This is a genomic window from Mesorhizobium sp. M0174 (assembly GCF_040322275.1).
Classification (GTDB): Bacteria; Pseudomonadota; Alphaproteobacteria; order Rhizobiales; family Rhizobiaceae; genus Mesorhizobium.
Genome location: NZ_JAMYTB010000003.1, coordinates 399071 through 420256, shown reverse-complemented (window position 1 = coordinate 420256; position 21186 = coordinate 399071). Strand labels below are relative to the sequence as shown.

Sequence of the window (21186 nt, the reverse complement as noted above, 5' to 3'; positions counted from 1 at the left end):
TATTGGATTAATGGATGATATAGCGAACGATATATCCTCGACTATCGGCAGAAGGATACACACCGAAAGGGTGGCTCGCAGCTGGTCCCTGGCTGAATTGGCGGAGCGGTCCGATGTCTCGAAAGCCATGCTGAGCACGATCGAGCGCGGCATGACCAGCCCGACGGCGGCACTCCTCGTGCGCATTGCGGCCGCCTTCGGCATGACGCTGTCCACATTGATCGCAAGGGCGGAATTGCAGGGCGGTGGCCTGCTTCGCGAAGGTGACCAGCCGGTCTGGCGCGATCCGGCTACGGGTTATGTGCGGCGGCATCTTTCGCCGGTCTCCGACATGCCGCTCGAACTGATCCGGGTCCAGTTGCCGGCCGGCGCCAAGGTAAGTTTCCCGGCGGCGTCCTATGCCTTCATCAGGCAACAGATATGGCTGATCTCCGGGCGCCTCGAATTCACCGAGGGCGACATCGTTCACAAGCTCGAAACCGGCGACTGCCTGGCGCTCGGCGCGCCATCAGATTGCGTCTTCCACGCTCCGGGGCCGGACGCCGCCGACTATCTGGTTGCGTTGGCCAGGCGCTGAGGTGAAGGCACGCCGTCCGAAACGCTCCGACAATGGTGGGCCGCCGCTCGACGACTATGACGGTCCGCCCTGGGGCAAGGGCGATCCCTATGTCTTTCTTGCCTGGCGGACCGCCCATGCCCAGGCATGGAAAGCGCCGAGCCGCGAGATCATGCTGATGCGGCTGGACAAGGCCGAGCGGCTGGGCCTGACCTATGAGGAATACACGCTCGAACTGCTGGAACGCGGGCGACATCTGCAAGAGGAAGACGCCGATCGCATCGCGGAAATCCGCCGGGCCAGGAAGCGGAAGCGGACCAGTCATTTCGACTGACGGGCGGCGAAGGGGAAACCACATGAGTTCGATCGAAATCAGGCCACTCAGCAATACTGACGGAACGCAAAAAATGCTGGCGGATCTGCTGATCGGGACAGTCGCTGCCGGCGGCTCGGTCAGCTTCATGCATCCGCTAGCGCCGGAGATGGCCGCGGCCTTCTGGAGCAAGTCGCTTCAGGCGGCCGCCAAAGGCGAAAGGGCGGTGCTTGGGGCTTGGAACGGCGAGGCTCTGGTCGGTACAGTCACCTTGCTGCTCGACTGCCCTCCCAACCAGCCGCACCGGGCCGAGATCGCCAAGCTGATGACCCGCCTCGATTGCCGCGGCAAGGGCATAGCAACCCGCCTTATGGAGGCGGCGGAAGTCGTTGCCGTGGAGAAAGGCCGCACGCTGTTGGTCCTCGACACGGCAAAAGAGGAGGGGGCTTCCGGCCTCTATGAAAAGCTCGGCTTCACGCTGGCCGGCGAAATACCGGATTATGCGCTGAAGCCGCATGGCGGGCTCACAGCCACCCTCATCTACTGGAAACGCATTGGTTCAGCCTGATCCGGCCCGTGCACATTCGCCGTTGACAGCGGCGTCAAACCAATTCTATTGTCCGCCACCATGAAAAAGGCACTCATTCTCGTAGGAAAGCGCGTGGGCGAGGCGGTGTAACCGCCGGGCGATGACCTCCCATGCGCAAGACACAGGCTCCCTCGGGGGCCTTTTTTATTGCCCGAAACACGACTAAACGACGAGCAATCGCCTGATGGCGAACAGTACGGGACCAGACCGATGAGCAGTGGACAGAATGAGCGGCGCGACATGCCAAGAACTGAAATGCCAAGAACTGAAATGACTGGCGCCGAAATGGTGGTGCAGGCGCTGAAGGACAATGGCGTCAAGCATGTTTTCGGCTATCCGGGCGGCGCGGTTCTGCCAATCTACGATGAAATCTTCCAGCAGGACGAGGTCGAGCACATCCTTGTCCGCCACGAGCAGGGCGCGGGCCATGCGGCGGAAGGCTATGCGCGCTCGACCGGCAAGGCCGGCGTCATGCTGGTGACCTCAGGGCCGGGCGCCACCAACGCGGTGACGCCATTGCAGGACGCGCTGATGGACTCGATCCCGCTGGTCTGCCTGACCGGCCAGGTGCCGACTTCGCTGATCGGCTCGGATGCGTTCCAGGAGTGCGACACGGTCGGCATCACGCGGCCCTGCACCAAGCACAACTGGCTGGTGAAGGACGTCAACGAGCTCGCGGCAACGATCCACGAGGCCTTCCATGTGGCAACGACAGGGCGCCCCGGTCCGGTCGTCGTCGACATTCCGAAGGACGTTCAGTTCGCCAAGGGTATCTATGTCCCGCCGCAGACGGCGCCGCGCACCAGCTACCAGCCGAAGGTCCAGGGCGACCTGGAAAAGATCAAGGCGGCGGTCGAGCTGATGGCCGGCGCCAGGAAGCCGATCATCTATTCGGGCGGCGGCGTCATCAATTCCGGCCCGGAGGCGAGCCATCTGCTGCGCGAGCTGGTCGACCTGACCGGCTTTCCCATCACCTCGACGCTGATGGGCCTCGGCGCCTATCCGGCGTCGGGCAAGAACTGGATGGGCATGCTCGGCATGCACGGCACGTATGAGGCGAACATGGCGATGCACGATTGCGACGTCATGCTCTGCATCGGCGCGCGCTTCGACGACCGCATCACCGGGCGGCTGACGGCGTTTTCGCCGAATTCGAAGAAGATCCACATCGACATCGACCCGTCGTCGATCAACAAGAACGTCCACACCGACGTGCCGATCATCGGCGATGTCGGGCGTGTGCTGGAGGATCTGGTGCGGCTGTGGCGGGCAACCGCCAAGGCCGACAAGAAAGCGCTTCACCCGTGGTGGGAGCAGATTGCCAAATGGCGCGCCCGCGATTCGCTCGCCTACAAGATGAACCACGAGGTGATCATGCCGCAATATGCCGTCCAGCGGCTCTATGCGCTGACCAAGGACCTCGACACCTACATCACCACCGAGGTCGGCCAGCACCAGATGTGGGCGGCGCAGCACTATCATTTCGAGAAACCGAACCGCTGGATGACCTCCGGCGGATTGGGCACCATGGGCTACGGCCTGCCGGCGGCGCTCGGTGTGCAGATCGCGCATCCGGATGCGCTGGTCATTGATATCGCCGGCGACGCCTCGGTGCAGATGACGATGCAGGAGATGAGCGCGGCGGTGCAGCACGAGGCGCCCATCAAGATCTTCATCCTCAACAACCAGTATATGGGCATGGTGCGGCAATGGCAGCAGCTGCTGCACGGCAACCGGCTGTCGCACTCCTACACCGAGGCGATGCCGGATTTCGTCAAGCTCGCCGAAGCCTATGGCGGCCACGGCATTCGCTGCGACAAGCCGGACGAGCTCGATGACGCCATCAAGGAGATGATCGCGGTTAAGAAGCCCGTCCTCTTCGACTGTCGCGTGGCGACGCTCGCCAACTGCTTCCCGATGATTCCGTCCGGCAAGGCGCATAACGAGATGCTGTTGCCTGACGAGGCGACCGACGAAGCTGTGGCCAACGCGATCGACGCCAAAGGCAGGGAACTGGTGTAGCCTGATTCGAGGAAGCTGTGCGGAAACAGCAGATTAGCGCAAAAGTTTGAAATCGAGATTCATGTCATGAACGCACAGCTTCAACCGACCGGCTCCGCCTATTTCATCGCCAAGGAGACGGAAAAACCAGAGAACCACACGCTTTCGGTCCTGGTTGACAATGAGCCGGGCGTGCTTGCCCGGGTCATCGGCCTGTTTTCCGGACGTGGCTACAACATCGAGAGCCTGACGGTCTCGGAAACCGAGCACGAAAAGCACCTGTCGCGCATCACCATCGTGACGTGCGGCACGCCGCACGTGCTGGAGCAGATCAAGCACCAGCTCGAGCGCATCGTGCCGGTGCACCGCGTCGTCGATCTCACCGTGCGGTCGCAGGAATTCGGACAGGAGCGGCCACTGGAGCGGGAACTCGCGCTGGTCAAGGTCGCCGGCACCGGCGAAGCCCGCGTCGAGGCGCTCCGGCTCGCCGATGCATTCCGCGCCAGCGTCATCGATGCCAACACCGAGCATTTCATCTTCGAGATCACCGGCAAGGGGTCCAAGCTCGATCAGTTCATCGCCATCATGAAACCGCTCGGGCTCGTCGAGATCTGCCGCACCGGGGTGGCGGCGATGAACCGCGGCCCGCAAGGGATGTAGTCATCCAGCTTGGCTCTATCTCGTCGCTTTGCCATCGATCGCATTGATTAGGGAAACGGCATGACATTCGACGCATTTTTCGCCTTGCTGGTTTATGCCTTCGTGACCTCGGTCACGCCGGGTCCTAACAATTTCATGCTTCTGGCCTCGGGTGTGAATTTCGGCTTGGTCAAGACCGTGCCACACATGCTCGGCATCGGCATCGGCTTCCTCGTGCTGTTGCTTGCCGTAGGCTTCGGGCTTGGCGCCGTGTTGACGGCCTTTCCGGTGCTGCATACCGGGTTGAAGATCGCCGGCGGCCTTTACCTGCTTTATCTCGCCTGGAAGATCGCCATGTCGCGGTCGCTCGGCGGCGAAGGCGAGGCGAAGGGCCAGCCAATGCGCTTCATCGAGGCTGCGGCTTTCCAGTGGGTCAATCCCAAGGCCTGGGTGATGGCGATTACCGCCATGGCCGTCTATACCAACCCGGAACGCCCGTTTGTGTCCGTGGTACTGATCGCGGCTGCGTTCGCCGTCGTCATGCTGCCGAGCATTTCGACCTGGGCCGGTTTCGGCATGGCGCTGCGCGGTTTTCTGGCAGATGCGGTGCGGCTCAAATGGTTCAACATCGCCATGGGCGTGATGCTGGCGGCGACGCTGTGGCCGATGCTGCGTTAGCTGCCGTTTTATTGTGCACTGCACATTAAATCTTCGTAATGACGGGTTTTGGCCCTTTTTCGCCTTCGGCATCCTCTATTATCTGGCAAAAGCGCGGCAATCGGCTGCGAGTTGAGCTAGACTACGGCCACCGGATAGCGGCGTGTCGGATCGAGAGGCCTTTTGTCGATGCGCGGAAAGATCGTATTTGCGGTGATCGCTGCAGCCTGCGTTGCCGCGGCGTGGCTGTATCTTTCGCCCAGCGCAATGAGCGATCTTCAGCATCTCCTGTCGGCGAAGCAGACGGCGGCGGACAAACCCGCTGCAGCGGCAAGTGCCGCGCGTTCGACTTCGGTGGTTGCCGCCACCGCCTCGACGGCCGATTTTCCGGTCCGGCGCTATGCCATCGGCTTCGTGTCCTCTCCTGCCGTGGTCAGCATCAACGCAAGGGTCTCGAGCCAGATCGTCGCAATCGCGGTCAAGGACGGACAGATGGTGAAGGCAGGCGATCTTCTGTTCTCGCTGGACGATCGCTCGTTGAAGGCGCAATTGGCACGCGATCAGGCGACGCTCGCAAAAGATCAGGCGCTGCTTGCCAGCGCCACGGCCGATCTTCTGCGGGCCAAAAATCTTGTCGCCAGGCAAGCCGGCACACAGCAGACCTACGATCAGGCTGTCGCGGCGCAGAAATCCGCAGCGGCCACCGTCGACGCCGACAAGGCAACGATCGATGCCGACCAAATCCAGCTTGGCTTCGCCACGATCAGGGCGCCGATCTCCGGCAGGCTTGGCGCGGTCAGCGTCGCCGTCGGCGATCTCGTCACCACCAGCAACAGCAGCAGCACGTCGACCCCGCTGGTGACGATCACGCAGGTCGACCCGTTGCAGGTGAATTTCAATCTCCCCGAAAGCGATCTTGGGTTACTGCACAAAGCGCTGGCGGCGCCGCAGCAAGGCGCGGTGACGCTGACCAAGGATGGCGACCCGAAGCCGATCGGCAGGGGAACCCTGGATTTCGTCGATTCCTCCGTCGATACCGCGTCCGGCACGATCGCAACGCGGGCCAGCGTGCCCAACGCCGATCTTTCGCTGTGGCCGGGCCAATATGTCAACGTCGTGCTCGATGCCGGCATTATGCCGCAAATGACGTCGGTTCCGACGGTTGCCGTCCAGCCTAGCCAGAAGGGGCCGTTCGTCTATGTGATCAAGCCGGACAACACCGTTGAAATGCGGCCGGTGCAGGTCGCGCTGACAGAAGGCGCCAACACTGCGATCAGCCAAGGATTGAAAAGCGGCGAGCGTGTCGTCGTCGAAGGCCAGACCAAGCTGAAGAACGGTGCGGCGGTGCGCGAAGGCAAGGCTTCGACCGGCACCGGCGACCAGGCGGCTCCGAAGGTCGCCGAGGCTGACCGGACGGGCGGAACACAGCCATGATTTCCGAATTCTGCATCCGCAGGCCGGTCGCAACGCTGCTCATGTCGTTCGCTCTGGTTCTGGGCGGGCTATTTGCTTACAAATTCCTGCCGGTAGCGGCACTGCCAAGCGCGGAATTTCCGGTGGTCAACGTCTCGGCCTCGCTGCCCGGGGCCTCGCCGGAAACCATGGCGACCTCGGTGGCAACGCCGCTGATCAAGCAGTTTGCCACCATCGCCGGCATCGATTCGATTTCGACGACCAACTCGCTCGGCTCGACCTCGATCGCCATTCAGTTCGTGCTCAACCGCGACATAGACGACGCCGCCGCCGACGTGCAGGCGGCGATCGCACGCACGCAGCGACAATTGCCGCCGGAGATGACCAGCCCGCCGAGCTATCGCAAGGTCAATCCAGCCGACGCGCCGATCCTGCTGATGTCGCTGGTCAGCGACACCATTCCGCTGACCGATCTCGATGCCTTTGCCGAGAATGTGATTTCGCCATCGCTGTCGACGATCGATGGCGTTGCGCAGGTTTCGATTTACGGCCAGCAAAAATATGCCGTACGCGTCCAGATCGATCCGACGGCGCTCGCCGCTCGCGGCATCTCGATCGACCAGCTGCAGGCGGCCATTGCCTCGGCCAACAGCAACACGCCGCTCGGCGTGCTCAAGAACAACAAACAGCAGCTGACGATCACCGCGAACACGCAGCTGACCAACGCGGCGGGATTCTCCAACATCATCATCGCAACAAAGAACGGCCATCCGGTGCGGCTCGGCGAGGTGACCCGCGTCATCGATTCGGTCGAGACCACGACGACGGCAAGCTGGTACGACGGCACCCGCGCCATCATCATGGCGGTGCAGCGTCAGCCGGACGCCAATACCGTCGATGTCGTCGACCGCGTCAAGGCGATGCTGCCTTCCTTCGAGGGTCAGATGCCGGCGGCGGCGAGCATCCAGTTGCTCAACGACCGCTCGACGTCGATCCGCGAGGCGGTGGATGACGTGCAGTTCACGCTGCTGCTCACCATCGCGCTGGTAGTGATGGTGATCTTCCTGTTCCTGCGCCGGGTGACGGCGACGGTCATCCCCGCCGTGGCGGTGCCAATTTCGCTCATTGCCACGCTGGGTGTGATGTACCTGTTCGGCTTTTCCATCGACAACGTCTCATTGATGGGGCTGACGCTGGCGGTCGGCCTTGTCGTCGACGATGCCATCGTCATGCTGGAAAATATTTTCCGCCATATGGAGGAGGACGGGCTCTCGGCCCTCGAGGCGTCGCTCAAGGGGGCGCGCGAGATCGGCTTCACCATCATCTCGATCTCGATCTCGCTGGTCGCCGTGTTCATTCCAGTGCTTTTGATGGGCGGCGTGATCGGGCGCATCTTCAACGAATTCGCGGTGGTGGTGACGGTCGCCATCCTGGCGTCGATGTTCGTCTCGCTGACGCTGACACCGATGCTGTGCTCGCGGCTGCTGTCATTATCGAAAGCCGAGCAGAAACCAGCGCATGGCGGGGACCACAGACAAAACGTCTTCATACGGGGCTATGACAGGCTGCTGACATTCTGCCTGCACCACAATTTCCTTGTCTTCCTTGTCTTCCTCGTGACCGCCGGGCTGTCGGTGTGGCTGATCCAGATCTCGCCGAAGGGCTTTTTCCCGCAGGAGGATATCGGCCAGGTCTCAGTGACGACCATTGCGCGCCAGGATATTTCGTTTGACGCCATGGTGAAGCTGCAGGGGCAAGTGGCGGATGTCTTCACCCATTCGCCCTACGTCGCGCATGTCGGCTGGTCGGCGGGCAGTGGAAGCAATGCGCTCAACCAGGGCCAGCTGTTTGTGCAGCTGAAAGACAAGGACCAGCGACCGAACATCGACAAGGTGCTTTCGGATCTGCGGCGCCAACTTGCCAACGTGCCCGGCATCGAAACCTACATGCAGCCGGTGCAGAACCTGCGGCTCGGCGCGCGTTCTTCGGCGAGTGCCTACCAGCTTGCCGTGCAGGGCCTGGATACCCGCCTGACGAACGTCTGGGCGCAGAAGCTGACGGACGCGATGGCTGCCGACCATGCCGCCTTCACCGACGTCACAAATGACCTGCAGAACAATGCGCTTCAGGCGACGCTGGTGATCGACCGCGACAAGGCGGCGACGCTCGGCGTCGATACCGATACGTTGCGCTCCAGTCTCTATGGCGGTTTCGGCACCCAGCAGGTGTCGACCATCTTCGGCTCGGCCGACAGCTACGACGTGATCATGGAACTCGATCCGAAGATCGAGTGGTCGCCCGAGCGGATGCTGGCCATCAAGGTGAGAACGGCGAGCGGCAGCCTGGTGCCGCTCGGCGCGTTCGCCCGCGTCGATCGGACCGCCGGTGCTTTGACCGTCAACCAACTCGGCCAGCTTCCGGCTGTGACCATCTCCTACAATCTGCCGCAAGGCGTAGCCCTCGGTGACAGCGTGAGCCACATCAATGCCCTGAAGGAAAAGATCGGCATGCCGCCGACGATCTCGACCACTTTCTCGGGCACGGCGAAGACCTTCCAGGATTCGCTTTCCAACCAGGGACTGCTGATCGGTGGCGCGATCCTCACCATCTATATCGTTCTCGGCATGCTCTATGAGAGCTTCATTCATCCGCTTACCATCCTGACCGGGCTTCCGTCGGCGGTGCTTGGCGCGCTGGTGGCACTGCGGCTGGCGGGGATGGATTTGTCGGTGATCGCGGTGATCGGCATCCTGATGCTGATCGGCATCGTCAAGAAGAACGGCATCATGATGATCGACGTGGCGCTCGAGCTTAGGCGCGAGGGGATGTCGCCTGTCGAATCCATCCACAAGGCCTGCCTGATGCGCTTCCGACCGATCATGATGACCACGCTTGCGGCGCTGATGGGTACCATCCCGATCGCGCTCGGCACCGGTGCCAGTGCGGAACTGCGCCAGCCTCTCGGCGTGGCGGTGGTCGGCGGTCTGGTCGCCTCGCAGGCACTGACGCTGTTCGTCACGCCCGTCATCTACGTCTACATGGAGCATTTTTCCGGCTGGCTGGTCAGGCTGTGGGCGCGGCGCCGGGGCGAGCCGAGGCCGGTCGAAGCGGTCGACCAGCCGTCACTGTTCGACGAGGAGGAAGAACCAGTGCCGCAAAAGGCGGCAGCCGAATAGCGCTGGCCCAAGCCGTGGTGCTTGCGGCCGGGGGTCCGCGATCGTAATTTGACGCCATGCCGCATAATCACCACCATGACAACGAGCTTGATCCTTTTGCGGCGCGCGTGCGCGCGCTGGAGACGATTCTCACCCGCAAAGGCCTGATCGATCCGGCGGCGATCGATGTCATTGTCGACACCTACGAGACCAAGATCGGGCCGCGCAACGGCGCAAAGGTGGTGGCGAAAGCCTGGGTTGATCCCGCGTTTGCCGCATGGCTGAAGTGTGACGCGACGGCAGCAATCGAATCGCTCGGCTACACCGGCCGGCAAGGCGAGCACATGCAGGCGGTCTTCAACACGGCCGACACGCACAACCTCGTCGTCTGCACGCTATGCTCCTGCTATCCGTGGTCGGTGCTCGGCCTGCCGCCGGTCTGGTACAAGGCGCCGCCCTACCGTTCGCGCGCAGTGATCGATCCGCGCGGCGTGCTCGAGGAATTCGGGCTGATCTTGCCGGCGACGACAACAATCCGGGTGTGGGATTCGACCGCCGAGCTTCGCTATCTGGTGGTGCCTATGCAGCCAAGGGGCACCGAGGGCTGGGATGAGGCACGGCTCGCCGATCTTGTGACGCGCAATGCCATGATCGGCACCGCGTTGGCGCGGGAGCCGGCATGAACGGGCCGCAGGATCTCGGCGGCCAGATGGGTTTCGGGCCGGTCGCGCCAGAACCGGACGAACCCTATTTCCATACCGATTGGGAAAGGCGGGCGCTGGGCGTGACGTTGTGCGCCGGCGCCATGGGCGCTTGGAACATCGACGAGAGCCGGCACGCGCGGGAATCGCTGCATCCAGCGGATTATTATGCCTCCAGCTACTACCAGATATGGATCAAGGCGCTGGAGGTGCTGCTCAAGCGCCATGGTTTCGTCGGCGACCGCGACCTGGCCACGGGCGACGCAGTCGACCCTGCAGCGACACCCAAACGGGTGCTGAAGGCTAAAGATGTTCCGGCGGTGCTGGCCAAGGGCGGGCCTTGCGACCGGCCGGTCGCTACGCCGGCGCGGTTCAAGGCGGGCGACACTGTGCGTACGAAGAATTTCCATCCGACGGGCCACACCAGGCTCCCGCGCTATGCACGCGGCAAGCAAGGTGTCGTCGAGGCTGTGCGCGGCGGCTTTGTTTTTCCCGACACAAACGCGCACGGCCAGGGTGAAAACCCGCAATGGGTCTATACGGTGGCCTTCACCGGCAGCGAAATCTGGGGCGAGGGCGCCGACCCGACACTTGTCGTTTCGATCGATGCGTGGGAGAACTACCTTGAGTCGGCGTGAGACGAGCTCAATCGCCGCTATGTCGCCAGCCGGTGTCGAGGCGCCTGTGTTTGCCGAGCCGTGGCAGGCAGAGGCCTTTGCCATGACGGTAGCACTGCACGATAACGGGTTGTTTTCGTGGAGCGAATGGGCGGATGCTTTGTCGGCAGAGGTGAAGCGGCCGGGCGCCGCGCGCGACGGTCGCGATTACTACGAGCACTGGCTGGCGGCGCTGGAAAAGCTGCTGTCGGCCAAAGGCATTGCCGGCAAGAAAGACGTGGACACCATTGCCGCTGCCTGGGAACGCGCCGCGCACGCAACGCCGCATGGCAAGCCGATCCTGCTGGAGAACGATCCACAGCGGGCTCGGTAAGCTGCGGTCGCCTGGTTTGTTCTCTTTACGTTCCTGTTCGGCACTGATAATCCTGTCGCAGCGGCGCAGTTGCCGGCGGTGAAATTGATGGTGATGGCACTCACCTTGTCTTTCCCTCGCGAATCCGGTCTGTCGCGCTGATGGAATTCTCTCCTCAACAGGACGAGGCGCTGAAGGCAGTGGCCGGCTGGCTGAAAGCCGGCAAGCCGCAGCTGTTCCGGCTGTTCGGCTATGCCGGCACCGGCAAGACGACGCTGGCGCGCTATTTCGCCGAGCATGTCGACGGCCAGGTGCAGTTCGCCGCGTTTACCGGCAAGGCGGCGCAGGTGCTGCGTTCCAAGGGCGCGGTCAATGCCCGTACCATCCATTCGCTGATCTACCGGCCGAAAGGCGAGGAATCGGTAGCGGACGAGGTGACCGGCAAAACCTCGATGTCGCCGACCTTTTCGCTCAACCGGCAGAGCCCGATCTCGCGAGCCAAGCTCGTCGTCATCGACGAATGCTCGATGGTCGACGAGCAGCTTGGCCGTGACCTGATGAGCTTCGGCACGCCGATCCTGGTGCTTGGCGATCCCGGCCAGTTGCCGCCGATCTCCGGCGGCGGCTTCTTCACCGACCACGAGCCGGACATTTTGCTCACCGAAATCCACCGCCAGGCGCGCGACAACCCGATCATCAGGCTGGCGCTGGACGTGCGCGAGGGCCGCGAGTTCATGCGCGGCGACTATGGCGCGGCGCAAGTGATCGGCAAGGAAGACGTCACCCAGGAACTGGTGCTGAAGTCGGACCAGGTGCTGGTCGGTACCAACCGCACGCGCCGCCGCTATAACCAGCGGCTGCGCGAGCTGAAGGGGTTCAACGCCGATTATCCGCAAGCCGGCGACAAGCTGGTCTGCCTGCGCAACGATCCGGCCAAGGGACTGCTCAACGGCTCGCTGTGGAAGGTGATGACCTCGTCGCGCGAGACGGTCAAGCCCGGCATCAATCTGCTGGTTTCGCCGGAGGAAGACGACCCGGATCGCGGCGTCGCCAAGATCAAGCTGCTCAAGGCGGCGTTCGAAGATCCGGACGCCGACATTCCCTGGCAGCAGAAGAAGCGTTTCGACGATTTCGACTATGGCTACGCGCTGACCGTGCACAAGGCGCAAGGGTCGCAGTGGAACGAGATCGTGCTTTTCGACGAAAGCTGGGCGTTCAAGGAAACCCGGCAGCGTTGGCTCTACACCGCTATCACGCGCGCGGCCGAACGGCTGACGATCGTCCGATAGGCCGCATCAGCGCTGGGTGATCGGGTTGGCGCCAAGCCATTCCCAAGCGGCGGCCTCGTCCTTGGCCTCGAAATGCCGGAGTTCGATAGGCACAGAGGCAGGCAGAAAGGCTCTTGCCTCGGCTATCCAGTTCGGCTCACCGACCGCGGCGCAGCGGCCGATATGCTCCACTGCATGAGCTATGCCCTGTTCGATCGTCTCGTCCGATACGTCGGTCCAGTCGACACCCTCATGATCGATCAGGCGCACCAGCACGTCGATTTTCGAGTGCAGCGCGTAGGCCGCTTCCAGCAATCCGAACAGGTTTTCGGCGTCGGCCGCTGCGACATGGCCGACGACATCGATGGCGAGGAGGTCTTCGCGATCGGTATCGATGCGGCGGATCGCCGGCACGGCATCGAGAAAATTCAACAGGGAACTCCTTGCGCTCGATTTTCTTCGTTCACCTTGGAACACCTGAAACCCTCTGTCTGTTCCGCTTAAAGGCGGTATAGATGCGCGCCGAGATCAGCCTGGAACCGTGCAAATGCCTGCAAAGCTTTCCGTCAACCTCAACGCCATCGCCATGCTGCGCAACCGGCGGGACCTGCCGTGGCCAAGCGTGACCGGGCTTGGACGCATTGCCCTTGCCGCCGGCGCGCACGGGCTGACGGTGCACCCGCGACCCGACGAGCGGCACACCAGGCATTCCGACCTGCCTGAGATCAGGGCGCTGATCGACGACGAGTTCCCGAATGCGGAATTCAACATCGAGGGCTATCCGACCGCGGAGTTCCTGGCGCTTGTGGAAAAGCATCAGCCCGAGCAGGTGACGCTGGTGCCCGACGACCCGGCGCAAGCGACTTCCGATCATGGCTGGAACTTCGCCGCCGAGGCTGCGTTCCTGACACCGGTTGTCAAGCGCCTGAAGAAGGGAGGCTTTCGCGTGTCGCTGTTTTCCGATCCTGACCCCGATGGCGTGAAAGCCGCTCGCGACACCGGCGCCGACCGGATCGAACTCTATACGGGTCCGTACGGCAGCTATCATTCCGATTCGGCAAAAGCGGCGAAGGAATTGGAGAAATTGGGAAAGACGGCGGATGCCGCACTGGCCGCAGGGCTCCAGGTCAATGCCGGGCACGACCTTGTGGTGAGCAATTTGCCGGCACTGGCCAGGCGCATCCCGGCATTGGCCGAAGTGTCGATCGGGCATGGGTTGACAGCCGATGCGTTGGAGTATGGCATGGCTGGAACGGTCAGGCGGTTTCTGAAGGCTTGTGGCTGGTAGAGAGAGGCGAGCCGATAGCCCTGCGTCCCCGGCATGGCAGCGCGCCCTTTCCATCCCCGCGGCATAGAGCACCGAACGTCTATGGGAGTGTCGTCCATGGCCCTTGCCAACGCTGGTAGCGAGGCAGAACCCATCGAGCAATCCAGCCACTCCACCGTCGAGCAGCACAGCACCAAGGTGCTGATGCTGGGCGCGTTGGGCGTGGTTTACGGCGATATCGGCACCAGCCCAATTTACGCATTTCGGGAAGCACTGCACGCGTCGTCGGGACCGGTCGCGCGCAACGACGTCCTCGGCGTACTGTCGCTTATCGTCTGGGCGCTGACGATCATCGTCACGATAAAGTACGTCGCTTTCGTCCTCAGAGCCGACAACAAGGGCGAGGGCGGCACGCTGTCGCTGATGTCGCTTGCGCGTAGTGCTTATCCAAAGGGAGCCCCGTTCATTCTGGGGATCGGACTCTGCGGCGCGGCGCTTTTTTTCGGCGACGCGATAATAACGCCCGCCATCTCCGTGCTTTCGGCTGTCGAGGGCCTGGAAGTGATGGCTCCGACGCTCGAAACCTTTGTCGTTCCGATCACTCTTGTCATCCTGGCAATGCTCTTTGCCGTGCAACGGTTCGGCACCGGCAGGGTGGCGGCCGTGTTCGGGCCGGTGACGGCAGCGTGGTTCCTGGCCATCGGCGCCGCCGGGGTCTACCATCTGCTTGACGATCCGTCGGTCCTGCTGGCGGTCAATCCCTATTACGCAGTCGCTTATCTGGCCAATACGCCCACCGGCGCTTTCGTCACGGTCGGGGCGGTGTTCCTGGCGGTCACCGGGGCCGAAGCCCTCTATGTCGATCTCGGCCATTTCGGGCGCAGGCCGATCGTGCTGGCATGGTTTGCTGTCGTGTTTCCTTGTTTGCTCCTCAACTATTTCGGACAAGGCGCGTTCGTTCTTGCCAACGGCGGCAAACCCACCAATCCATTCTTCCAGATGCTGCCGGATTGGGCGCTAATGCCCATGGTTGGGCTGGCCACGGCAGCGACGGTGATCGCCAGTCAGGCGGTGATCTCCGGCGCTTTCTCACTGACCCGTCAGGCGGTGCAGCTCAATCTGCTGCCACGTATCGAGGTGCAGCACACTTCCGAGATGCAGTCCGGCCAGATCTACATGCCGCGGGTCAATCTGGTGGTCGCGCTGGGCGTGATGTTGCTGGTGGTCGGCTTTGGCAGTTCGAGTTCGCTGGCTTCCGCCTATGGCATTTCGGTGACTGGCGAAATGCTTATGACGACCATCCTGCTGTTCGTGGTGATGCGGTTCCGGTGGAAATGGCAGCTTGCACTGGCGGCCGCGCTCACACTGCTGTTCGGCACGATCGATACCGGATTTTTCCTCGCAAACGTCGTCAAGATCCTCGAAGGCGGGTGGGTGTCGATCACGGTCGCCTGCGGCATGGGGCTGATCATGTCCACATGGATCCGCGGCACCCGCTATTTGTTCGACAAGACCCGCCGGAACGAGATCCCGCTGGATTTCCTTGCCGGCAATCTGCTGAAGAAGAAGCCACATCTGGTGTCGGGCACCGCGGTGTTCCTGACCAGCGATCCGTTGAGCGCACCGACGGCGCTGATGCACAGCCTGAAGCACTACAAGGTGCTGCATGAGCAGAACGTCATCCTTTCGGTTGTGACGGCGCCGCAGCCGGTCGTGCCCGACAGCGAGCGGGTGAAGATGGAAACGGTCAACGAGCTGTTCATGCGGGTGACGCTGACCTTCGGCTACATGGAGCAGCCCAACATCCCGCGTGCGCTGGCGATCTGCCGCAAGCAAGGCTGGAAGTTCGACATCATGACGACCTCCTTCTTCCTATCGCGGCGCTCGCTCAAGGCCTCGCCCAATTCCGGCATGCCGGTCTGGCAGGACAAGCTGTTCATCGGGCTGGCGCGCTCGGCGGCCGATGCAACGGAATATTTCCAGATACCGACCGGACGCGTCGTCGAGATCGGGACGCAGGTGGCTATTTAAAAACGTTTCCGTTGCGACATTCCAGGTAGTCTGCCGATGGGACTGAGTCTGCCAAGTCGTGGAGGACTCGCAATATCGGGACGGAGCCATTACGTGACGGCACTTGATATTGCAGCGCAGCAAGCGTAGAGCACCGCGCGCTTATTGGAGTGTCGTCCATGGCCCTTACCAATGCTGGTAACGAGGCAGAACCTGTCGAACAATCCAGCCATTCTGAGGTCGAGCAGCACAGCACCAAGGTGCTGATGCTGGGCGCGCTCGGCGTGGTTTACGGCGATATCGGGACCAGCCCGATCTATGCATTCCGAGAGGCGTTGCATGCATCAGCCGGTGGCAATGTCGCCAACCGTGGCGACATCCTGGGCGTACTCTCGCTGATCATCTGGTCGCTGACGATCACCGTCACCATCAAATACATCATGTTCGTGCTCCGTGCCGACAATCGAGGCGAAGGCGGGGTGCTGTCGCTGATGGCGCTGGCGCGCAACAGTTTTCCGACGCGCTCGGCGGTGATCCTCGGCATCGGCATCGTCGGCGCGGCGCTTTTTTTCGGCGACGCGGTCATTACGCCGGCGATCTCGGTGCTATCAGCGGTCGAAGGTATGAATGTCGTCACGCCGACATTTCAGCCCTATGTGGTGCCGCTGACATTGGCCATCCTGGCGATCCTGTTTGCGGTACAGCGGTTCGGCACCGGCGGCGTAGGATTGGTGTTCGGGCCAGTCACGGCGCTATGGTTCCTGGCCATCGGCCTTTCCGGCATTAACCACATCATCGCCGATCCGGAAATCCTGCTGGCGATCAGCCCGCATTACATCGTGTCGTTCCTGGTCAACTCGCCCGACGTGGCCTTCGTCACGGTTGGTGCGGTCTTCCTCGCCGTCACCGGCGCCGAGGCGCTCTATGCCGATCTCGGCCATTTCGGCCGCAAGCCGATCGTGCTCGCCTGGCTGGCAATCGTGTTCCCTTGTCTATTGCTCAACTATGTCGGGCAAGGCGCCTTCGTGCTGGCAAATGGCGGCGTTGTCGGCCATCCCTTCTTTGAGATGAACCAGGGCTGGACGCTTATTCCGATGGTCGTGCTGGCGACGGCGGCGACCGTCATCGCCAGCCAGGCGGTGATCTCCGGCGCTTTCTCGCTGACCAGGCAGGCGGTGCAGCTCAACATGCTGCCGCGTTTCGTCATCCAGCACACGTCGGAAAAACAGTCGGGCCAGATCTATCTGCCGCGCATCAACCTGATGCTGGCGCTGGTCGTGATGTTGCTGGTGGTCGGCTTCGGCGAATCCAGCCGCCTGGCCTCGGCCTACGGTATTTCGGTGACCGGCAACATGCTGGTGACGAATGTGCTGCTTTTTGTTGTGATGACGCGCATCTGGAAATGGCCGCTTGGCGTCGCGATCGCCTTGATGGCCGTGTTCGCCTTCGTCGATACCGGCTTCTTTGCTGCCAACATAGTCAAGGTGTTTGAAGGTGGCTGGGCATCGCTTGCCATCGCCGCAGTTATCGTGATGACTATGTGGACCTGGATCCGCGGTAGCCGCTATTTGTTCGACAAGACCCGCCGGAACGAGATCCCGCTCGATTTCCTCGCCGGCAATCTGCTGAAGAAGAAGCCGCATCTGGTGTCGGGCACCGCGGTGTTCCTGACCAGCGATCCGCTGAGCGCGCCGACGGCACTGATGCACAGCCTCAAGCACTACAAGGTGCTGCACGAGCAGAACGTCATCCTTTCGGTTGTGACGGCGCCGCAGCCGGTCGTGCCCGACAGCGAGCGGGTGAAGATGGAGACCGTCAACGAGCTGTTCATGCGGGTGACGCTGACCTTCGGCTACATGGAGCAGCCCAACATCCCGCGTGCGCTGGCGATCTGCCGCAAGCAGGGCTGGAAGTTCGACATCATGACGACCTCCTTCTTCCTGTCGCGGCGCTCGCTCAAGGCCTCGCCCAATTCCGGCATGCCGGTCTGGCAGGACAAGCTGTTCATCGGGCTGGCGCGCTCGGCGGCCGATGCAACGGAATATTTCCAGATCCCGACCGGACGGGTGGTCGAGATCGGGACGCAGGTGGCTATCTGAACAAATGGCCGTGCCCTTCGAAGGGCACGGCCATTTGTCAGGCTCAGCTCACCAGAGCCGCCTTATTTACTTCAAGAAATTGCTTCAGCGGCCGCGGCCTCCTGCCAGACAGCGTCTCGATCGCGTCCGTCACCATGCTGATGCGGCCGGAGCGGGTATTGGTGTCGAAGGAAACGATGACCGGGGCGAAACCTTCGGGGACGCCGGCTGCCTTCAATCCCCCGGTCAGCGCTTCGTCGGAAAGCTGGACGACCTCGATTGGCTTGCCGGTAACTTCGGTGACGAGGGCCGCGATTTCAGCGACCGTATAGGCCTGCGGACCCGTCAGCGTGTGTGTCGTGCTTTCGGTTGCCCCCGATGCGAGACCGGCGGCGATCGCCGCGGCCATATCGTCGCGCGCGCCATGGGCAATACGGCCGTCTCCGGCGGATGTGTACCACTGCCCCGAGGCGATGGCGTGCGGCAGCGCCATGAACAGGTTCTCCTGGTACCAGCCGTTGCGGAAGATGGTGTAGGAAATGCCGCTCGCCTTGATCGCCTGCTCGGTGCCGTGGTGATCGGGCGCAAACAGCACCGGCGATCCTGGCTCCGGATTGGGCATCGATGTGTAGAGCAGATGCGAAACGCCGGCGCTTTTTGCGGCGGCGACCGCAGTCTCATGTTGCTTCAGGCGCTTGCCCGGAAGGGCAAGCTCGTTTGTCGAAATGATCAGAACTCTGTCGGCGCCGGTAAATGCACTGGCCAACGATGCGGTGTCGTCGAAGTCGGCCGCCCTGACAGTGACGCCGCGCGCTGCCAGATCGGCCAGATTTTCCGGATTGCGGGTGGCGGCGATGATGCGCTGAGGGGAGATGAGCGTGTCAAGCAGATGATTGATGACGCCGCGGCCAAGCTGGCCGGAGGCGCCGGTGACAAGAAGGGTGTCGGTCATGAAGGGTCCTGACGTTGCGCCGGAGCGGCGGGTGCATATGTTAGTCTCAAAAAGAGACCAGCACTAAAATAGGAATTGACCCATCCTCGTAAAGAAGGCAGTTTTGCGGGAGGTAGGCACACCCAGGGAACCAGCCATGGACGGCAAGATCGTTAATCTGAGATCGAAGCTCGAGATATACAAGGCAGGCAGCGGGGGCGGAAACCTTGCGGATTGCCCGGTTCGCGACGTGATCCAGGGGATCAGCAACAAATGGAGTTCGCTGCTGATGGAGGCCTTGGCCGAGAAGCCGTACCGCTTCGGCGAGTTGCGGCGCCTCGTGCCCGATATTTCACAGCGCATGCTCACCCAGACGTTGCACGATCTGCAGCGCGACGGCTATGTCCATCGCCAGGTCTTCCCGACCAAGCCGCCGAGCGTCGAATATAGCCTCACCGATCTCGGGCGCTCGATGTTTGGACCCTTGCATCAGCTGATCCAATGGGCCGAGCTCAATCACGGCGCTGTACGCGAGGCGCGGAAGGTTTTCGATGCTGCCGAAGGCTGAGCCTCCAGGCCGAGACGGCGCCTAGATTTAGCGACAGCGCTGAAGGATTGTCCGGCCTGGGTTGGGGCGGGCAGATGGCCAATTCTCTGGACATCGCGATTGCCGGCGCCGGGCCGGCTGGACTTGCCGCCGCGCTCTATCTCGAGCGCGCCGGACATAGGGTCACGATCTTCGAGCGCTTCGACCGGCCAAAACCGGTCGGGTCCGGGCTGATCCTGCAGCCGACCGGGCTGACGGTGCTTGCCGATCTCGGCCTGCTTGAAGACATTCTGGCGCTGGGCTGCCGCATAGACCGCCTGCATGTTGCAGATGCCAAGACCGGCCGCACAGTGCTCGACGTCCGCTACGATGCCCGGCGTGGCGGCCGTTTCGGGCTGGCGGTACATCGCGCGGCTCTGTTCGGCGTGCTTTTCCGCGCCGCCCGGCGCCAAGCGATCCACATTGAGACAGGCATCGAGCTTGAGACGCTGGAAGCCGGCGAATGGGCAACATTGATCTGCCGCAACGGACGACGGATGGGGTCGTTCGACCTGGTAGTGGACGCCAGCGGTTCACGCTCCAAACTGCGGCGGTGCGTGAACAATCCGGGCGAACCGCGATCGCTCGCCTATGGCGCTTTCTGGGCATCGCTTGGCTGGCGCGGCGAGGGTTTCGACGAGCACGCGCTGCTGCAGCGCTACGACAGCGCAAGCGTGATGATCGGCGTGCTGCCAATCGGCCGGCCCGAGCCGGATGCCCAGAAGATGGCGGCATTCTTCTGGAGCCTCAAGCCGGCGGATGCCGAGTACGTCTGGGGGGCAGGTCTCGAGGCATGGAAGGCGAGATTGGTCGGGCTGTGGCCTGAATGCGCGGCCTTCATCGACCAGATCGACAGTTTCGAGCAGCTGTCGCTGGCGCGCTATGGCCATCACACGATGAAGACGCCAGCCGGACGGCTATTGGCTGTCATCGGCGATGCGGCCCATTCAACCAGCCCGCAGCTCGGCCAGGGCGCGAACATGGCGCTGCTCGATGCAGCCGCGCTCAACTACGCACTCATGGGAACGGACCGTGTCGATACTGCACTGGAGGCCTATGTCCGGACGCGGCGATGGCATGTGCGGGTGTTCCAGGCGCTGTCGCTGGTGCTGACGCCGTTTTATCAGTCGGATTCGATTGTGATGCCGTTCGTCCGCGACAGGCTGGTGGCGACGCTGGCAAAAGTCCCGCCGGCGCCGCAGTTTCTTGCTTCCATGGTTACAGGAACGGTGATCAATCCATTCAAGCCGATAGGGCTTGCGGAAGCGCTATGGCCGGATCGCCTTGGCGGATGATTTCCGAAAGGTGCGAACCCTTAGCCTGCAAGAATGCATGGAGGCGTTGCGGATAGTCGGGAGCGACCGCGCCCTTCACGGATGGGCGTATGCGCAACGCCTCGCGCCATACCTGGACATGCGGCTTTCCGTCCAGGATGCCGAAATCGCCGATCCGGTCGAAGACGTCGAAATAGCGGAAAATCGGGCCGTAGACCGCGTCGACCAGTGAAAAGCGCTCGCCGTCGAAGCCTGGCCCAGCCGCGCCATTGGCCCGTTCCACTTCCAGGCGATCGAACATTGCCGATAGCGTCTCGCTTTCAGCGAGCAGCGCGGCTTCCGTAGGCGCTGAATAGAAGCGGGCGACGGCATTGAGGATTGCCGAGCCGAACTCGATCCAGGCGCGATGCCGGGCACGGGCATAGGGGTCGGTGGGATGCAGTGGATTGGGCTGGGTTTCCTCGAGGAATTCGAGGATGACCGCCGATTCGAAGATCACCGTTTCCTGGCCGTCATGCTCAACGCGAAGCAGCGGCACCTTGCCGAGCGGTGATATCGCCTTGAACCAGGCAGGCTTGTTGGCGAGATCGACCGTGATGCGTTCGAACGGCACGCCCTTTTCGCGAAGTGAAATCGCCGCGCGCTGCACATAGGGACAAAGATGGTGGCTGACGAGGATGAGCTTACCGGTCATCTCACTCTCCCCAGACATAGTTCAAGGCGCCGTCCTCGATGCGGGTGGAGAGGAACATCAGGCGGGAGCCCTTCGACGCCGGGCC

The 21186-nt window shown here is 62.4% G+C and carries 20 protein-coding genes; 17 read left to right on the top strand and 3 right to left on the bottom strand.

The window, feature by feature from the left end:
• Window positions 1–10: 10 nt before the first annotated feature.
• From NKJ13_RS08620 to NKJ13_RS08565, 12 genes are all read left to right on the top strand, one after another.
• A complete protein-coding gene (locus NKJ13_RS08620) occupies window positions 11–577 on the top strand; it encodes a helix-turn-helix domain-containing protein (RefSeq protein WP_352739934.1) in 567 nt (188 codons plus the stop codon).
• A gap of 1 nt (window position 578) precedes the next feature.
• Window positions 579–890 (top strand): hypothetical protein, encoded by a 312-nt coding sequence (locus NKJ13_RS08615; RefSeq protein WP_254818924.1) that lies wholly within the window; start codon window positions 579–581, stop codon window positions 888–890.
• 22 nt (window positions 891–912) lie between these two features.
• A complete protein-coding gene (locus NKJ13_RS08610) occupies window positions 913–1437 on the top strand; it encodes a GNAT family N-acetyltransferase (protein ID WP_352505650.1) in 525 nt (174 codons plus the stop codon).
• Window positions 1438–1728: 291 nt separating this feature from the next.
• On the top strand, window positions 1729–3480 hold the full coding sequence (locus NKJ13_RS08605; protein ID WP_352644617.1) for an acetolactate synthase 3 large subunit: 1752 nt from the start codon (window positions 1729–1731) through the stop codon (window positions 3478–3480).
• 66 nt (window positions 3481–3546) lie between these two features.
• Entirely contained in the window at window positions 3547–4119 is a 573-nt protein-coding gene (gene ilvN, locus NKJ13_RS08600) for an acetolactate synthase small subunit (protein ID WP_352739933.1), read from the top strand.
• 60 nt (window positions 4120–4179) lie between these two features.
• The gene (locus tag NKJ13_RS08595) at window positions 4180–4776 is read left to right on the top strand and encodes a LysE family translocator (RefSeq protein ID WP_352739932.1); all 597 of its coding nucleotides are present in this window, start codon (window positions 4180–4182) and stop codon (window positions 4774–4776) included.
• 168 nt (window positions 4777–4944) lie between these two features.
• Window positions 4945–6189 (top strand): efflux RND transporter periplasmic adaptor subunit, encoded by a 1245-nt coding sequence (locus tag NKJ13_RS08590; protein WP_352739930.1) that lies wholly within the window; start codon window positions 4945–4947, stop codon window positions 6187–6189.
• The gene (locus tag NKJ13_RS08585; RefSeq protein ID WP_352739928.1) at window positions 6186–9344 is read left to right on the top strand and encodes an efflux RND transporter permease subunit; all 3159 of its coding nucleotides are present in this window, start codon (window positions 6186–6188) and stop codon (window positions 9342–9344) included. The genes NKJ13_RS08590 and NKJ13_RS08585 overlap by 4 nt, the downstream gene beginning before the upstream one ends.
• Before the next feature lie 56 nt (window positions 9345–9400).
• Window positions 9401–10006 carry a nitrile hydratase subunit alpha gene (gene nthA / locus NKJ13_RS08580; RefSeq protein ID WP_352505654.1) on the top strand — a complete coding sequence of 202 codons (606 nt, stop codon included), beginning with the start codon at window positions 9401–9403 and terminating at the stop codon, window positions 10004–10006.
• On the top strand, window positions 10003–10662 hold the full coding sequence (gene nthB, locus NKJ13_RS08575) for a nitrile hydratase subunit beta (protein WP_352505655.1): 660 nt from the start codon (window positions 10003–10005) through the stop codon (window positions 10660–10662). Before nthA ends, nthB begins: the two co-directional genes overlap by 4 nt.
• Window positions 10663–10681: 19 nt before the next feature.
• A complete protein-coding gene (locus tag NKJ13_RS08570) occupies window positions 10682–11014 on the top strand; it encodes a nitrile hydratase accessory protein (RefSeq protein ID WP_352739964.1) in 333 nt (110 codons plus the stop codon).
• A gap of 140 nt (window positions 11015–11154) precedes the next feature.
• Complete coding sequence (locus NKJ13_RS08565; protein WP_352703591.1) at window positions 11155–12282, top strand: ATP-dependent DNA helicase; 1128 nt, start codon at window positions 11155–11157, stop codon at window positions 12280–12282.
• A gap of 6 nt (window positions 12283–12288) precedes the next feature.
• On the opposite strand, the gene NKJ13_RS08560 is transcribed toward NKJ13_RS08565, so the two are convergent.
• Complete coding sequence (locus tag NKJ13_RS08560) at window positions 12289–12693, bottom strand: SpoIIAA family protein (protein WP_352739927.1); 405 nt, start codon at window positions 12691–12693, stop codon at window positions 12289–12291.
• Between the two features lie 115 nt (window positions 12694–12808).
• Between NKJ13_RS08560 and NKJ13_RS08555 the strand changes: the two genes are divergently transcribed.
• From NKJ13_RS08555 to NKJ13_RS08545, 3 genes are all read left to right on the top strand, one after another.
• Entirely contained in the window at window positions 12809–13549 is a 741-nt protein-coding gene (locus NKJ13_RS08555; RefSeq protein ID WP_254818915.1) for a pyridoxine 5'-phosphate synthase, read from the top strand.
• A 96-nt stretch (window positions 13550–13645) separates the two neighbouring features.
• On the top strand, window positions 13646–15559 hold the full coding sequence (locus tag NKJ13_RS08550) for a potassium transporter Kup (protein WP_352505658.1): 1914 nt from the start codon (window positions 13646–13648) through the stop codon (window positions 15557–15559).
• Window positions 15560–15717: 158 nt separating this feature from the next.
• Window positions 15718–17637 (top strand): potassium transporter Kup, encoded by a 1920-nt coding sequence (locus NKJ13_RS08545; RefSeq protein WP_352620193.1) that lies wholly within the window; start codon window positions 15718–15720, stop codon window positions 17635–17637.
• Window positions 17638–17680: 43 nt separating this feature from the next.
• Here NKJ13_RS08545 and NKJ13_RS08540 read toward each other — a convergent pair whose 3' ends face one another.
• A complete protein-coding gene (locus NKJ13_RS08540; RefSeq protein ID WP_352777653.1) occupies window positions 17681–18568 on the bottom strand; it encodes an SDR family oxidoreductase in 888 nt (295 codons plus the stop codon).
• Between the two features lie 136 nt (window positions 18569–18704).
• On the opposite strand from NKJ13_RS08540, the gene NKJ13_RS08535 reads away from it, so the two are divergent.
• Entirely contained in the window at window positions 18705–19115 is a 411-nt protein-coding gene (locus NKJ13_RS08535) for a winged helix-turn-helix transcriptional regulator (protein ID WP_352466906.1), read from the top strand.
• A gap of 74 nt (window positions 19116–19189) precedes the next feature.
• A complete protein-coding gene (locus NKJ13_RS08530; protein WP_352739925.1) occupies window positions 19190–20428 on the top strand; it encodes an FAD-dependent oxidoreductase in 1239 nt (412 codons plus the stop codon).
• Here the strand turns inward: NKJ13_RS08530 and NKJ13_RS08525 are convergent.
• Window positions 20376–21101: a glutathione S-transferase family protein gene (locus NKJ13_RS08525; protein WP_352739923.1), complete on the bottom strand. Its 726-nt coding sequence runs from the start codon at window positions 21099–21101 to the stop codon at window positions 20376–20378. The genes NKJ13_RS08530 and NKJ13_RS08525 overlap by 53 nt on opposite strands.
• Window positions 21102–21186: the final 85 nt, after the last annotated feature.

Coding starts and splice junctions, on each gene's coding strand:
- NKJ13_RS08620 (WP_352739934.1), top strand. CDS start 11: ATGGATGATATAGCGAACGATATATCCTCGACTATCGGCAGAAGGATA.
- NKJ13_RS08610 (WP_352505650.1), top strand. CDS start 913: ATGAGTTCGATCGAAATCAGGCCACTCAGCAATACTGACGGAACGCAA.
- NKJ13_RS08605 (WP_352644617.1), top strand. CDS start 1,729: ATGACTGGCGCCGAAATGGTGGTGCAGGCGCTGAAGGACAATGGCGTC.
- ilvN (WP_352739933.1), top strand. CDS start 3,547: ATGAACGCACAGCTTCAACCGACCGGCTCCGCCTATTTCATCGCCAAG.
- NKJ13_RS08595 (WP_352739932.1), top strand. CDS start 4,180: ATGACATTCGACGCATTTTTCGCCTTGCTGGTTTATGCCTTCGTGACC.
- NKJ13_RS08590 (WP_352739930.1), top strand. CDS start 4,945: ATGCGCGGAAAGATCGTATTTGCGGTGATCGCTGCAGCCTGCGTTGCC.
- NKJ13_RS08585 (WP_352739928.1), top strand. CDS start 6,186: ATGATTTCCGAATTCTGCATCCGCAGGCCGGTCGCAACGCTGCTCATG.
- nthA (WP_352505654.1), top strand. CDS start 9,401: ATGCCGCATAATCACCACCATGACAACGAGCTTGATCCTTTTGCGGCG.
- nthB (WP_352505655.1), top strand. CDS start 10,003: ATGAACGGGCCGCAGGATCTCGGCGGCCAGATGGGTTTCGGGCCGGTC.
- NKJ13_RS08570 (WP_352739964.1), top strand. CDS start 10,682: ATGTCGCCAGCCGGTGTCGAGGCGCCTGTGTTTGCCGAGCCGTGGCAG.
- NKJ13_RS08565 (WP_352703591.1), top strand. CDS start 11,155: ATGGAATTCTCTCCTCAACAGGACGAGGCGCTGAAGGCAGTGGCCGGC.
- NKJ13_RS08555 (WP_254818915.1), top strand. CDS start 12,809: ATGCCTGCAAAGCTTTCCGTCAACCTCAACGCCATCGCCATGCTGCGC.
- NKJ13_RS08550 (WP_352505658.1), top strand. CDS start 13,646: ATGGCCCTTGCCAACGCTGGTAGCGAGGCAGAACCCATCGAGCAATCC.
- NKJ13_RS08545 (WP_352620193.1), top strand. CDS start 15,718: ATGGCCCTTACCAATGCTGGTAACGAGGCAGAACCTGTCGAACAATCC.
- NKJ13_RS08540 (WP_352777653.1), bottom strand. CDS start 18,568: ATGACCGACACCCTTCTTGTCACCGGCGCCTCCGGCCAGCTTGGCCGC.
- NKJ13_RS08535 (WP_352466906.1), top strand. CDS start 18,705: ATGGACGGCAAGATCGTTAATCTGAGATCGAAGCTCGAGATATACAAG.
- NKJ13_RS08530 (WP_352739925.1), top strand. CDS start 19,190: ATGGCCAATTCTCTGGACATCGCGATTGCCGGCGCCGGGCCGGCTGGA.
- NKJ13_RS08525 (WP_352739923.1), bottom strand. CDS start 21,101: ATGACCGGTAAGCTCATCCTCGTCAGCCACCATCTTTGTCCCTATGTG.